The organism is Anaerophilus nitritigenes (genome assembly GCF_004138215.1).
In the GTDB taxonomy this organism is placed as follows: Bacteria; Bacillota; Clostridia; order Peptostreptococcales; family Thermotaleaceae; genus Anaerophilus; species Anaerophilus nitritogenes.
On sequence record NZ_RYYS01000032.1, the window covers coordinates 173223 to 186415 of the forward strand.

Annotated in this window: 13 protein-coding genes and 1 other annotated feature; all 13 genes read left to right on the forward strand. The window is 29.8% G+C overall.

All coding sequences use genetic code 11. The features are described 5' to 3' along the window. Positions 1-155: 155 nt before the first annotated feature. Positions 156-1724: a ribonuclease Y gene (rny, locus tag EK368_RS05090; protein ID WP_129597187.1), complete on the forward strand. Its 1569-nt coding sequence runs from the start codon at positions 156-158 to the stop codon at positions 1722-1724. Between the two features lie 145 nt (positions 1725-1869). Next, a complete protein-coding gene (spoVS, locus tag EK368_RS05095) occupies positions 1870-2130 on the forward strand; it encodes a stage V sporulation protein SpoVS (RefSeq protein ID WP_053957377.1) in 261 nt (86 codons plus the stop codon). Between the two features lie 141 nt (positions 2131-2271). Next, positions 2272-3087, forward strand: a complete 816-nt coding sequence (locus EK368_RS05100; protein ID WP_165000327.1) for a PHP domain-containing protein — start codon at positions 2272-2274, stop codon at positions 3085-3087. A gap of 57 nt (positions 3088-3144) precedes the next feature. Continuing rightward, complete coding sequence (gene purB, locus EK368_RS05105; RefSeq protein ID WP_129597056.1) at positions 3145-4575, forward strand: adenylosuccinate lyase; 1431 nt, start codon at positions 3145-3147, stop codon at positions 4573-4575. 52 nt (positions 4576-4627) lie between these two features. Then, positions 4628-4831 (forward strand) — a binding site (T-box leader). 40 nt (positions 4832-4871) lie between these two features. Continuing rightward, positions 4872-6110 (forward strand): glutamate-5-semialdehyde dehydrogenase, encoded by a 1239-nt coding sequence (locus EK368_RS05110; protein ID WP_129597057.1) that lies wholly within the window; start codon positions 4872-4874, stop codon positions 6108-6110. Positions 6111-6120: 10 nt separating this feature from the next. Next, a complete protein-coding gene (gene proB / locus EK368_RS05115) occupies positions 6121-6912 on the forward strand; it encodes a glutamate 5-kinase (RefSeq protein WP_129597060.1) in 792 nt (263 codons plus the stop codon). A gap of 172 nt (positions 6913-7084) precedes the next feature. Further along, positions 7085-8233, forward strand: coding sequence for a putative cytokinetic ring protein SteA (gene steA, locus EK368_RS05120; protein WP_129597062.1), 1149 nt, complete (start codon positions 7085-7087; stop codon positions 8231-8233). Further along, a complete protein-coding gene (locus tag EK368_RS05125) occupies positions 8227-9114 on the forward strand; it encodes a copper transporter (protein WP_165000328.1) in 888 nt (295 codons plus the stop codon). The genes steA and EK368_RS05125 overlap by 7 nt, the downstream gene beginning before the upstream one ends. Before the next feature lie 11 nt (positions 9115-9125). Then, a complete protein-coding gene (locus tag EK368_RS05130; RefSeq protein WP_129597066.1) occupies positions 9126-9812 on the forward strand; it encodes a glycosyltransferase family 2 protein in 687 nt (228 codons plus the stop codon). Next, positions 9812-10615, forward strand: a complete 804-nt coding sequence (locus EK368_RS05135; RefSeq protein WP_129597068.1) for an MraY family glycosyltransferase — start codon at positions 9812-9814, stop codon at positions 10613-10615. The genes EK368_RS05130 and EK368_RS05135 overlap by 1 nt, the downstream gene beginning before the upstream one ends. A 41-nt stretch (positions 10616-10656) precedes the next feature. After that, the gene (locus EK368_RS05140) at positions 10657-11754 is read left to right on the forward strand and encodes a DUF3866 family protein (RefSeq protein WP_129597070.1); all 1098 of its coding nucleotides are present in this window, start codon (positions 10657-10659) and stop codon (positions 11752-11754) included. Positions 11755-11922: 168 nt separating this feature from the next. Continuing rightward, positions 11923-12462, forward strand: coding sequence for an NUDIX domain-containing protein (locus tag EK368_RS05145; RefSeq protein WP_129597072.1), 540 nt, complete (start codon positions 11923-11925; stop codon positions 12460-12462). Positions 12463-12544: 82 nt separating this feature from the next. After that, the gene (gene spoIIM, locus EK368_RS05150; protein WP_129597074.1) at positions 12545-13183 is read left to right on the forward strand and encodes a stage II sporulation protein M; all 639 of its coding nucleotides are present in this window, start codon (positions 12545-12547) and stop codon (positions 13181-13183) included. The last annotated feature ends 10 nt before the right edge of the window (positions 13184-13193 follow it).

Sequence of the window (13193 nt, forward strand, 5' to 3'; positions counted from 1 at the left end):
TGACAGTCTCTAAAAAAAGATATACAATTATAACAGATATTGGTGTATCTGTACATGAATAAAAAAGAGGCCTAGCTAGTATTTTAAATTTTTTGCCCTATAATCACATAGTGGAAGATTTAAAAGCCGAGGTTTCTCGGTTTTGTTATTTGTTTATGTTTAAGCAGGGGAGGTGTTTTAATATTAATCCAATATATACGTTCATTTTTATTGTAGTAGCTTTAGCAGCAGGGATAGGAGCAGGATATTTTGTTCGTAAAAATATTGCAGAAGGTAAAATAAATAATGCAGAAGAGAAAGCAAAAGAAATCGTTGTAGAAGCAGAAAAACAAGCTGAAACTTCTAAAAAAGAGATTTTACTAGAAGCAAAGGAAGAAGTTCATAGATTAAGAAATGAACTTGAAAGGGAAAGTAGAGAAAGAAGAAATGAAATTCAAAGACTTGAAAGAAGATTGTTACAAAAAGAAGAAACATTAGATAGAAAATCTGATAACTTAGAGAAAAAAGATGAACTATTAAATAAAAAAATAAAAGAAGCAGTTGAAAAACAAGAACAAATAGAACAAGCCTATCAAAAGCAGCTTGAAGAATTAGAAAGAATATCAGGGCTTACAAGAGAACAAGCCAGAGAATTGCTTTTAAGTGATACTCAAAAAGAAGTGAAACATGAAGCTGCTATGATGATTAAAGATATTGAACAAAGAGCAAAAGAAGATGGAGAAAAGAAAGCGAAAGAAATTATAGCATATGCAATACAAAAATGTGCAGCAGATCATGTGGCAGAGACTACTGTTTCTGTAGTAAGTCTTCCGAACGATGAAATGAAAGGAAGAATTATCGGTCGAGAAGGAAGAAATATAAGAACATTAGAAACGTTAACAGGAATTGATCTTATCATTGATGATACACCAGAAGCAGTTATTTTATCAGGATTTGATCCTATTAGAAGAGAAGTAGCTAGAATTGCATTAGAAAAATTAATTGTAGATGGTAGAATTCATCCTGCTAGAATTGAAGAAATGGTAGAAAAAGCTAAAAAAGAAGTGAATAATATTATAAAAGAAGAGGGAGAACAAGCTACTTTTGAAACTGGTGTTCATAGCCTTCATCCAGAATTGGTTAAATTACTAGGCAGATTAAAATATAGGACTAGTTATGGCCAAAATGTGTTAAAACATTCTATAGAGGTAGCTCATTTAGCAGGAGTAATGGCCTCTGAGCTAGGGGTAGATGTGAAACTAGCAAAAAGAGCAGGACTTCTTCATGATATTGGAAAAGCGGTAGACCATGAAGTAGAAGGAACTCATGTGGATATTGGAATGGAACTACTTAAAAAATATAAAGAATCTAATGAAGTCATTCATGCTATGTCTACTCATCATGGGGATTATGAACCCGAAACGGTTGAAGCTGTGTTAGTAACAGCAGCAGATGCAGTTTCAGCAGCAAGACCAGGAGCAAGAAGAGAGACATTAGAGACATATATTAAACGTCTACAAAAGCTTGAAGAAATTGCAAATGATTATGATGGAGTAGACAAATCTTTTGCCATTCAAGCAGGTAGAGAGATTAGAATTATGGTAAAACCAGAAGAAATGGTAGATGAAGATATTATTTATTTGGCAAGAGAAATTACTAAAAAAATAGAAGATGAGTTAGAGTATCCAGGTCAAATTAAAGTAAATGTGATTAGAGAAACAAGAGCTATTGAATATGCAAAATAAAAAGAAGCGAGAGCTTCTTTTTATTTTGCATAAAATTTTTTGAAAAATTTTTAAATTTATTAAATAAAAAAAAGGATTTCATTAACAAATGTAGAATATATTAAGAGAAATATGTTAAATATAACCAAATAAGGGGGCTATAATCATGGAAGTATTAAAAGTGTCAGCAAAATCCAGTCCAAACTCTGTTGCAGGAGCATTAGCTGGGGTTTTAAGAGAACGTGGAGGAGCCGAAATTCAAGCTATTGGTGCAGGTGCTCTAAATCAAGCAGTAAAGGCAGTAGCTATTGCTAGAGGATTCGTTGCTCCTAGTGGTGTTGACTTAATTTGTGTTCCTGCTTTTACAGATATTTTAATTGATGGTGAAGAAAGAACAGCAATCAAATTGATTGTAGAACCAAGATAGTATAAACTCAAAAAACCTGCTTATAAGCAGGTTTTTGTGCTTTATATTATCTTATATTTTCTTAAAAAGTAAATGTTATTATAAAGTTTTAATCCTTGAGTTATAATATAAATAGATATAATAAAAAGGAGAATGTATTTTATGATAGATATGCATGTTCATACAAATGCTTCAGATGGAATTTTTTCACCTACACAAATTGTAGAGTGGGCTTACAAAAAAGGATTAAGAGGAATTGCTATTACGGATCATGATACAGTAGATGGTATTGTAGAAGCAGTATATACATCTAAAAAATATGGTGGTTTTTTACTTGTTCCAGGAATAGAATTTAGCTGTATATATGATGGAAAAGAAGTACATATTTTAGGATATTTTATAGATTATACCCACCAAGAACTTATAAATATTACAAAAGAAATAAAAGATTATCGATTAAAAAGAATAAAAAAAATGATACAAAAATTACAAGAAATAAATATTTCTATAGACTTTGATGAAGTAAAAAACATAGTAAAAGATGGATCTTTTGGAAGACCTCATGTTGCCAAAATACTTGTTCAAAAAGGATATGCAGATTCAATTTCAGATGCCTTTGAAAAGTTTTTAACAAGAGGAAGAGAAGCTTTTGTAGAAAGATTTAAATTATCTGTAGAAGAAGCTATTGATATCATAAAAAAATCAGGAGGAATCCCTACCTTGGCACATCCAGGGTTATTAGATGAATCAATTTTTATAGATGATTTAATAAAAAAAGGATTTTTAGGGATAGAAGTATATCATAGAGAACATGATTCACAACATGAAGAAATATTTTTTAAAAAAGCAAAAGAGTATAATCTTTTTGTAACAGGAGGTTCTGATTATCATGATGATCAAAAGGAAGGTGTTCCTACTGTAGGAAGTGTAGGTATTTCTTATGAATCTGTTATAAATATGAAAAATAGTATTGAATGATTGTAAAAAAGAATATAGAATAAAGATAGTCTAAGATATTAGAAAGGGGAAACAAAATTGACACAAACTTACGAAAATCCACTAATTACAAGATATGCAAGCAAAGAAATGTCAAAAATATTTTCTTCTGATGAAAAATTTAGTACGTGGAGAAAGCTTTGGATTGCTCTTGCAGAATCAGAAAAAGAACTAGGGATTAAAATTACAGATGAACAAATAGAAGAAATGAAAAAATACCAAAATCAAATCAATTATGATGTAGCAATAAAAAGAGAAAAAGAGACAAGACATGATGTAATGGCACATGTATATGCGTTTGGAGAACAATGTCCTAAAGCAAAACCTATTATTCATCTAGGAGCAACAAGTGCTTATGTAGGAGACAATACGGATATTATTAATATGAAACAAGCAATGATTTTAGTAAAAAAGAAACTTATCAATTTAATACATAAATTGTCACAATTTGCACTGGATCAAAAAGATGTACCAACTTTAGGATTTACTCATTTTCAACCTGCACAGCTTACTACAGTAGGAAAAAGAGCAACTCTATGGCTTATGGATTTATTGATGGATTATGAAGACGTTGAACGTATAATAGATGATATTAAATTAAGAGGGGTAAAAGGAACAACTGGAACGCAAGCTAGCTTTTTAGAATTATTTGATAAAGATCATGAAAAAGTAAAAAAACTAGACAAATTAGTAGCAAAAAAACTTGGATTTGCAGATACATTTCCTGTAACTGGACAAACTTATTCAAGAAAATTAGATTATAAAATATTATCTGTTTTAAGTGGAATTGCTCAAAGTACACATAAAATGACAAATGATATAAGATTATTACAACACTTAAAAGAAATTGAAGAACCGTTCGAATCTACACAAATAGGATCTTCAGCTATGGCATATAAAAGAAATCCTATGAGAAGTGAAAGGGTTGCATCTTTATCTAGATATGTAATGGCAAATATAATGAATCCAGCTATGACTACATCTACTCAATGGTTTGAAAGAACACTAGACGATTCTGCCAACAGAAGAATTTCTATTCCAGAGAGTTTCTTAGCGGTAGATGCAATTTTAGAAATTTGTATTAATATTTGTTCAGGATTAGTAGTGTATGAAAAAGTGATTCATCAACATATTATGAACGAACTTCCATTTATGGCTACAGAAAATATTTTAATGGAAGCTGTAAAAAAAGGCGGAGATCGACAAGAGCTTCATGAAAAAATAAGAATGCACTCTATGGATGCAGGAAGAGAAGTAAAAGAAAAAGGAAGAGAAAATGATTTATTAACAAGAATTGCAGGGGATCAAGCATTTAATTTATCTCATGAGGACATAAACAAATTGATGGATCCTAAATTATTTATAGGAAGAGCACCAGAACAAGTCTCTGAGTTTATAGAAGAAAATATCAAACCTATTTTAGAAAAGTACAAAAACTTTTTAGGAATAGAAGTGGATTTAAAAGTATAATCTATTGACATAAATTATATTATTGGATATAATTATTTTTAAATATAAATACTTTGATGCATTGAAGGAGAATAGTAAAAGAAAGCAGTTGCACAGAGAGTAAGACGATGGTGAGAGTCTTATAGCTAAATTCTTTGAACCCACTCTGGAGCATATGGAAAAACCATTACGAGTAGATCACGTTACGATCTAAAAGATGAGCCAGAAGATTATTGGCTAATTAGGGTGGTACCGCGGGTAAACTCTCGTCCCTTTTGGGATGAGGGTTTTTTATATGGAAAAAAGGAGTGTATGAAATGTCTTTTTTAGAAAAATGTAAAATATTAAAAAAACAATCAGAAAATTTAGGGATCATAAATACAAAGGTGAAAAATGATGCATTAAAAGAAGTAGCAAAAACCTTAAAGGAACATCAAGATTATATTTTAAAAGAAAATCAAAAAGATGTAGATAATGCTGTAAAAAAGAATACAAAAGAAAGTTTAATTGACAGACTTCGTCTAAATGAAGAGAGAATAGATGCAATGATTGAAGGAATTCATCAAATTATAGAATTAAAAGATCCAGTATGGAAAAGTAATGAAGTATGGACATTAGAAAATGGACTTACAATTAGTAAAATGGCTGTTCCATTAGGTGTAATAGGAATCATTTATGAATCAAGACCAAATGTAACAGTAGATGCTTTTGCTTTGGCACTTAAAAGTGGAAATTGTATTTTATTAAGAGGTAGTTCTACATCTCTTCATTCTAACAAAGCTTTAGTTTATGCGATACAAGAAGGTCTTAAAAAAAGTAAAATATCTCATGAAGTAGTAGCTTTAGTAGATAGTCCAGATCGTGCCCTTGTAAATGAGATGTTAACTTTAAATGAATATATTGATTTAATTATTCCTAGAGGAGGAAAATCTCTTATTGATATGGTTGTAAAAAATGCTACGGTACCAACCATTGAAACTGGAGTTGGAAATTGTCATATTTTTGTAGATGAAAGTGCTAATTTAGAAAAAGCTGTAGATATTATTGAAAATGCAAAAGTACAAAGACCTGGAGTATGTAATGCTTGTGAGAGTGTTTTAATTCATAAAAATATTGCAGATCAAATTTTACCAAAGCTTCATGATAGGTTACATGAAAAAGTAGAATTAAGAGGATGTACAAATACTCAAAATATTATTTCAGTAAATCCTGCAAGTGATGAAGATTGGTCGGAGGAGTATTTAGATTATATATTAGCAGTAAAAGTAGTAAAAGATATAGACGAAGCGATTGACCATATTAGAAAATATGGAACAAAGCATTCAGAATCTATTTTAACAGAGAAGTTACAAAATGCCAATGATTTCTTAAGAAAAGTAGATGCTGCTGCTGTATATGTAAATGCTTCTACAAGATTTACAGATGGAGGAGAATTTGGATTTGGAGCAGAAATGGGTATTAGTACTCAAAAAATGCATGCTCGCGGACCTATGGGACTCAATGAATTGGTAACCGTAAAGTATACCATTTTAGGGAATGGACAAATCAGAGAATAGAGGGATAGTTATGATTAATAAAATCATGAAGGAAGCCAGAAAGATTGTCATCAAAATTGGAAGCAATACCATATCTAATGAAGATGGTACAATTAATAAGAACTTTTTAAAAAAATTATGTGAACAAATTCATTATTTAAGAGGTTTGGGAAAACAAATAGTTATTGTATCTTCAGGAGCAAGAATTGCAGGAGTTGCAACCATAGGAAAATGGAAAAGAAAAAGCGATATTCATTACAAACAAGCTCTATGTGCCATTGGTCAGGTAGAGCTTATGGATTCTTACCGAAAAGCTTTTGCAGGATATGATATTCATATTGGCCAGATACTTCTTACAAAAGGAGATTTGACAGATAAGCATAGAACACTTAATATAAGAAATACTTTGTTTACACTAGTAGATGAAGGTGTAGTTCCAATTATTAATGAAAATGATACAGTGAGTGTAGATGAAATCAAAATTGGAGATAATGATACATTGTCTGCACTAGCTGCAAACCTTTGGGATGCAGATTTACTCATTATGTTTAGTGATATAGATGGAGTATATGATAAAAATCCAAAGGAATATAAAGATGCTGTTCTTTTAGAGAAGGTCATAAATATTGATCATTTAGTAAAAAATATTCAGATGGGAGAGGAAAACCCATTTGGAACAGGAGGAATTGCTACAAAAATTGAAGCAGCCAGAAAAGTTAATCAATATGGCATTCCTATGATTTTGACAAATGGACAACATGAAGATGTACTAAAAAATTTATTAGAAGGAAAACAAAAGGCAACATTATTTACTGCCAAATAGATAAAAAACTATGCTGTTCCTCTATTTTAAATAGAGGAACGGCATTAATTTTGTAAAACTATATATTCTATGTGTTCATTATGGTATAATATGCTTTGTGTAGAAAATATATTTATTGGTATTATTTATAAAAAGAGAGTAATACTAATGAAAAAGCAATCGGAGGAAATATATGTTAACTACATCCATTGCAAGGATAGATAAAAGAACAAAAGAACTTGTAAATAGATTAAACTCAGGTGAAATAGCAGTCATTGATCATAAAGATCTAGATGAAGTAGCTGCAAATTCTTTAGTTATGTGTAAACCTCGTATGGTTATCAATGCAGCAGAATCTATTAGTGGACGATATCCTAATTTAGGCCCTGAAATTTTAGAAAAAGCAGGTATTCCTATATTAGATTATGTAGGAGAAGAAGTTTTTGATAAAATTAATGAGGGTGATCTTTTAGGTATTGAAGATAATAAAATTTATTTAAATAATCAATTGATTGGCAGAGGAACTTTGCTTACAAAGGAACTGATAAAAAAAAGATTAGAAGAAACAAATGAAAATTTTGAACATGAATTAGATAAGTTTATAGAAAATACATTAGAGTATGCAAAAAAAGAAAAGGATATTTTACTTGGAAATTTAATAATTCCAAAAGTAAAGACAAAATTTAAGGAAAGACATACTTTAGTAGTGGTGAGAGGTCAAAACTATAAAGAGGATCTACATGCTATAAAATCTTATATTGAAGAATTTAGTCCTATTTTAATTGGAGTAGATGGAGGCGGAGATGCTCTTTTAGAGTTTGGGTATGTGCCAGATATGATTGTAGGAGATATGGATAGTGTATCTGATGAATGTTTAAAAGTATGTAAAGAAATTGTAGTACATGCTTATACCAATGGAAAAGCCCCAGGACTTCAGAGAGTGACAGAGTTAGGTCTTGAAGCTGTTGTTTTTCCAGCACCAGGAACTAGTGAGGATATTGCTATGCTACTTGCATTTGAAAATCAAACAGAACTTATTGTAGCTGTAGGGTCTCATTCTAATATGATAGATTTCTTAGACAAGGGTAGAAGAGGAATGGCTAGTACATTTTTAGTTCGATTAAAAGTGGGATCTAAGCTAATTGATGCCAAAGGTGTCAATAAGTTATATAGAGAAAGTGTAAAAATGAAACATTTTGTTGGATTGGCTTTTGGAGCTATGATTCCTATTTTTATTGTAGCTGCTTTATCTCCATCGGTTCAACAACTTTTTAAGCTACTCATTATTAAATTAAAATTTGTTTTTCCAATCGAATTTTTAGGGAGGTATCACATTTGGTAATCAACTTAAAATATTATGTAATTACTATCGTGGCTATATTTTTAGCCTTAGGAATAGGATTATTTATAGGAATTATGCTAGATGGACAAGATTTAATTGTAGATCAGCAACAACAAATGGTGTCCCAACTTGAAAAAAAATTTGATGAATTCAAAGTCAAACAAGATGCGTTACAAGAAAAAATTGATGTTTTAAATAAAAATAAAGAAAACAACGAAAAATTTTTAAATAACATATATCCTGTAATCGCAAAAGATCAATTAAAAGGACTAAATGTTGTCATTGTAGAGACAACAGAGCATTATGATTATTCTACTTTGACAGAGGCTTTTTATAAAGCAGGAGCAAATCATGTAACAAATATTTTAATTAATGATTCTTTTATGATAGGAAAAATAGAGGATTCATCAGATTTAATTAATGAATTTAATTTTACAAAAGATTCAGAGGAATCTTTACAAGCTCAATTGACAAAAAGACTATGTAATGCTTTTGCTTTAGGGAATGATATGGATTTTATAAATAAACTTAAAGAGAAAAAAATGATTGATTATACAGGAGAAATTATTCCTCATCCTGGATATGTTGTGATTGGAGGAGGAAGCGTAGATGAACAAAGAAATGTTTTACAAGATATAGATACTCCAATGATCAACTTTTTAAAAAATTCTAATATTCCTACCATTGCTGTAGAAAGATTAGATGTAGCATACTCTAATGTTTTAGAGTATAAAAAATTGAGAATATCTACTGTAGATAATGTAGATACTTTAATTGGAAAAATTTCTATGCTTATGGTAGTAAGTGGACAAGAAGGACATTTTGGGGAAAAAGAAACAGCAGAAAGTTTTATTCCGGAAGGATTTAGGATAAAGGAATAGGAGATGATTAAGTGTCTCAGTGGATTACGGCTTTAGTACCAACATATAATGAAGAAGATAAAATCAAAGAAACAATTGAAGGGATTCAAAAATCTATGTATATAGACAAGATTGTAATCATAGACGATGGATCATTAGATCAAACTGTAAAAGTAGCAAAGGATACAAAAGCAGAAGTTTATATCTTAGATAAAAATCAAGGAAAAGGAGCTGCTCTTACCTATGGAATACAAAAGGTAATAGATGAGAGTAAGATCATCGTATTTTTAGATGGAGATCTAGGCGCAAGCACTATAGAAGTAGACAAATTGGTACTGCCTATTTTAGAAGAAATAGCAGATGTAACAATTGCAAGGTTTCCATCAGCTAAGAAAAAAGGTGGTTTTGGACTTGTTAAAAATCTTGCTAGATATGGAGTAAAATATTATACGGGACAAACAATATATACTTCTTTATCGGGGCAGCGTGGCTTTAAAAGTGAGGTTCTAAAAAAATTAGGGCCTATTCCTTCTGATTATGGAGTAGAAGTAGGAATGACTATTGATATCTTAAATATGGGTTATAGGATCAAAGAAGTAGATGTAGATATGACTCATAGAGAAACAGGAAGAGATTTAAAAGGATTCATTCATAGAGGAAAGCAATTTTATCAAATATTATCTACGTTACTCAAAAAAAATAAAGAGGTGAAGCAGTAATGTGGATGAATTCTATTTTTATGATTTTAGGTTTTGTGAGCACTATATTTTTAACTCCTATGTGTTTACATTTACTTTATGAAGGAGAATGTATTAGAAAAAATTACAAAGGAGAAGATATTCCTGTTAGTGCAGGAATTGTATTTATACCTGTAGTTGTGATTTTAACTATATTTTCTTTGTTTTTTGAATCAATATTATTTTCTTTTTTATTTTTATCAGGGACTTTAGGAATGGGATTAGCAGGACTTATGGATGATCTTTTAGGAAATAGAAACGTTACAGGTCTTAAAGGACATATCAAAATGATGTTTAAGGGAAAATTAACTACAGGAGGATTTAAAGCAGCTTTTGGAGGATTGATTGCTCTTACTGTTAGTATGATTCTTTCAAAAGATTATACTAATATATTGATCAATACTATTTTGATTGCTTTATTTACAAATTTTATAAATTTGTTAGATTTACGTCCTGGAAGAGCTGTAAAAGGATTTTTATTGAGTGGAGTTATTTTACTCATACAGCCTATGGCGCAAATATTTAGAATGCTTTTATTAGGAGTTATGGGAGCGTCTTGTGCATATATTCCTTATGATCTAAAAGCAAAGACGATGATGGGAGATGTAGGATCAAATATCTTAGGTATTTCTCTAGGAATTACATGTGCAACTTTAAGTTTTAAAATAAGAATCATAGCATTAATATTTTTAATTGGTATTCATATTTATACAGAAAAATATTCTTTAACAAAAACTATTGAAAAAGTAAAGATATTAAAGTTTTTAGATGAATTAGGTAGATGAAAATCTGCCTTTTTTAATATATATAGAAAGAAGGGAATAAAATGATTGGGATAAAATTAGGAAAAGTTATTAAAATTTTAAAAGAAGATGAAAATAAAACAGAAGTATTGGTAAAAATAAAAGATAAAGAATATAAAGCTATCAATTACAATAGATTAACAGGAAAAATCAATTTAGAGGATGAGCTGATTTTAAATACTACTGCACTTGATTTAAGTTTAGGAACAGGAGGATATCACTTTGTCATCTCTAATTTAAATCATCCAAATAAAGATTTAAGCCAGGGTGGACATATTGTGAAATTAAGATATTCTCCTTATCAACTAAAAGTTTTTGCATCAGAAGAGCAAGATAGTAAAGATCATGATTGTTTTAACAAATTTAAATCTTTAGAAGGAATGCCTGTGATTGTAGGTACATTACATAGTATGCTTCCTCCTATTATAGAAGTTTTAAAGAAATTAAAACCAGATATAAAAATTAGTTATATTATGACAGATGCAGCAGCACTACCTATTGATTTAAGCAATATGGTAACAAATCTAAAAGAAAAGAAAATGATTCATAAGACTATTACGATAGGAAATGCATTTGGTGGAGATTTAGATTGTGTAAATATTTATAATGGTTTGATTGCTTCAAAGGAAATTACAAAATGTGATATAGCAGTAGTTACAATGGGACCTGGAATTGTAGGGACAGGAACAAAATTTGGTTTTACTGGAATTGAACAAGGAAATATTATTGATGCAGTTAGTGATTTAGGAGGAGTACCTATTGCAGTTCCTAGAATGAGCTTTGCAGATCAAAGAAAAAGACATCAAGGGATCAGTCATCATACCCTTACAGTTTTAGATACCATTGCCAAAACAAAAGCCATTGTGGGATTTCCACAATTAGAACAAGAAAAACAAGAATATATAAAAGAACAATTAAAAAATACTTTTATTTTATCCAAACATAAAATTGTTTATAAAGATTGTAAAGAAATTTACCATATTTTAAGAGATTCAAATTTAAATATGAGAACTATGGGAAGAAGCTTTGAAGAAGAAAAAGAATATTTTATGACCTGTGGACTTTCTGCAAAGATTGCTTTGAAACTTTTAGATGATCCTCAATCAAATCTTCTAGATTAGTATACTTGTTGGACAGATCTTCTAAAACTTCTAGTAATTCGTAAACTTTACCCACACAAAAAAGATGATTGTCAAAAATAATTTTATACATTTTATCAAATCCTTTACAATAGAATTTGATTCAGTATATGAAAAGTTGTCCCACAATATTCCTAAAGGAGGATAAAAATGATACCCAAAGAGGAAACTATAAAGACTGAAATGATTTTCAAAGGAAAAATGATCAATCTCAGAGTAGATACAGTACAATTACCAGAGAAAAAGTTAGGAACTAGAGAAATCGTAGAACATCCTGGGGCAAGTTGCATTGTGCCTATTACAAAAGACAAAAAAATTATTATGGTAAAACAATTTAGAAAACCTATAGAAGATATTTTAATTGAGATTCCGGCTGGAAAATTAGATAAAGGAGAAGATCCTTATGATTGTGCTATAAGAGAATTAAAAGAAGAAACAGGATATATAGCCCAAAATGTAGAATATTTATTTCAATTTTATACATCAGCAGGATTTTCTGATGAAGTAATTTATTTATATGTAGCAAAAGACTTAACTTTAGGAGATGCAAATCCTGATGAAGGAGAGTACATAGAAATAGAGGAATATTCTATAGAGGATCTTTTGGAGATGATTTACAATGGAAAGATTAAAGATTCTAAAACAATAATGGGTATCTTAGCTGTAAAAGATAGTTTGTTAAAAAAATAGGACAAATTTAAATAGACAAGTCATATTCTCTCTTTCATATGCATAATATTTTATATACATTGCTGAGGAAGGGGGTTTTTATTTGCTTAAAAGATTTAATAATATTGTTTTAAAGCATATACAAGGAAATGCCATGATTTATTTTTTGGTATGTATGTTTTTTATTATAGGTATTTCATCTGGAGCTTTTACTGTGAAGGCATTAACAGATCTTCAAAAACAAGAATTGATTCAATATATGAAGAGCTTTTTTCAAATTTTAAATAAAGACTCTATTGAATCACTTGCTATACTTAATCAATCTTTAAGTAATAATTTACAAACAGTAATTCTTATTTGGATTTTAGGAGTTACAGTAATAGGTATGCCCCTTATATTGATTTTAGTAGGTATAAGAGGTCTGATTATTGGTTTTACTGTAGGGTTTTTTATAGAACAACTTGGGTGGAAGGGAATGGTTTTTGCACTGGCTTCAGTATTACCTCAAAATTTATTTATTATTCCTAGTATTATTACCATAGGTGTTATTGCAATTAGTTTTTCAAAGATGCTTCTTAGACTTAAATTCAATAAGTCTCATTCATTACATAATAATACGTTTAAGCAGTTTGTATTGTATAGCACCATTAATGGAGCTATATTTATAGTTGTGATTTTAGGATGTGTAATTGAAGCTTATATCACACCTATATTTATGAAGGTAATTGCAGGATATATGTAATTAGGAGGAG